Source organism: Acinetobacter sp. YH12099, assembly GCF_013419195.1.
Classification (GTDB): domain Bacteria; phylum Pseudomonadota; class Gammaproteobacteria; order Pseudomonadales; family Moraxellaceae; genus Acinetobacter; species Acinetobacter towneri.
In genome coordinates this window covers 1-1,122 of the sequence record NZ_VPAP01000059.1, presented here as the reverse complement: position 1 = coordinate 1,122, position 1,122 = coordinate 1, and the positions used below count along the sequence as shown (strand labels likewise).

The following is a 1,122-nucleotide window of genomic DNA, read 5'->3' as shown; positions in this document are numbered from 1 at the left end:
CTTCCACATCCAACCTATCAACGTCGTAGTCTTCAACGGCTCTTTAGGAGGCATAAAGCCTCGGGGAAATCTTATCTTGAGGTAGGCTTCCCGCTTAGATGCTTTCAGCGGTTATCCCTTCCGAACATAGCTACCCGGCGATGCGACTGGCGTCACAACCGGTACACCAGAGGTTCGTCCACTCTGGTCCTCTCGTACTAGGAGCAGATCCTCTCAAATTTCCAGCGCCCACGGTAGATAGGGACCGAACTGTCTCACGACGTTCTAAACCCAGCTCGCGTACCTCTTTAAATGGCGAACAGCCATACCCTTGGGACCTGCTTCAGCCCCAGGATGAGATGAGCCGACATCGAGGTGCCAAACACCGCCGTCGATATGAACTCTTGGGCGGTATCAGCCTGTTATCCCCAGAGTACCTTTTATCCGTTGAGCGATGGCCCTTCCATACAGAACCACCGGATCACTAAGACCTACTTTCGTACCTGCTCGACTTGTGGGTCTCGCAGTTAAGCGCGCTTTTGCCTTTATACTCTACGCGTGATTTCCGACCACGCTGAGCGCACCTTCGTACTCCTCCGTTACTCTTTAGGAGGAGACCGCCCCAGTCAAACTACCCACCAGACATGGTCCTCGTCCCGGATAACGGGACAGAGTTAGAACCTCAACATTACCAGGGTGGTATTTCAAGGACGGCTCCACTCGGACTAGCGTCCAAGTTTCAAAGCCTCCCACCTATCCTACACAAGTAAGGTCAAAGTTCAATGTCAAGCTGCAGTAAAGGTTCACGGGGTCTTTCCGTCTAGCCGCGGGTACACCGCATCTTCACGGCGAATTCGATTTCACTGAGCCTCTGCTGGAGACAGCGCCGCCATCATTATGCCATTCGTGCAGGTCGGAACTTACCCGACAAGGAATTTCGCTACCTTAGGACCGTTATAGTTACGGCCGCCGTTTACTGGGGCTTCGATCAAGAGCTTCGCTTACGCTAACCCCATCAATTAACCTTCCAGCACCGGGCAGGCATCACACCCTATACGTCCACTTTCGTGTTTGCAGAGTGCTATGTTTTTAATAAACAGTTGCAGCGGCCTGGTTTCTGAGGCTGTCGACAGCTCAAGGAGC

The 1,122-nt window shown here is 52.9% G+C and carries 1 rRNA gene; it reads right to left on the bottom strand.

Annotation, left to right across the window (positions count from 1 at the left end):
• Nucleotides 1–1,122 (bottom strand): 23S ribosomal RNA (locus tag FTU39_RS13765); the annotation flags it as partial.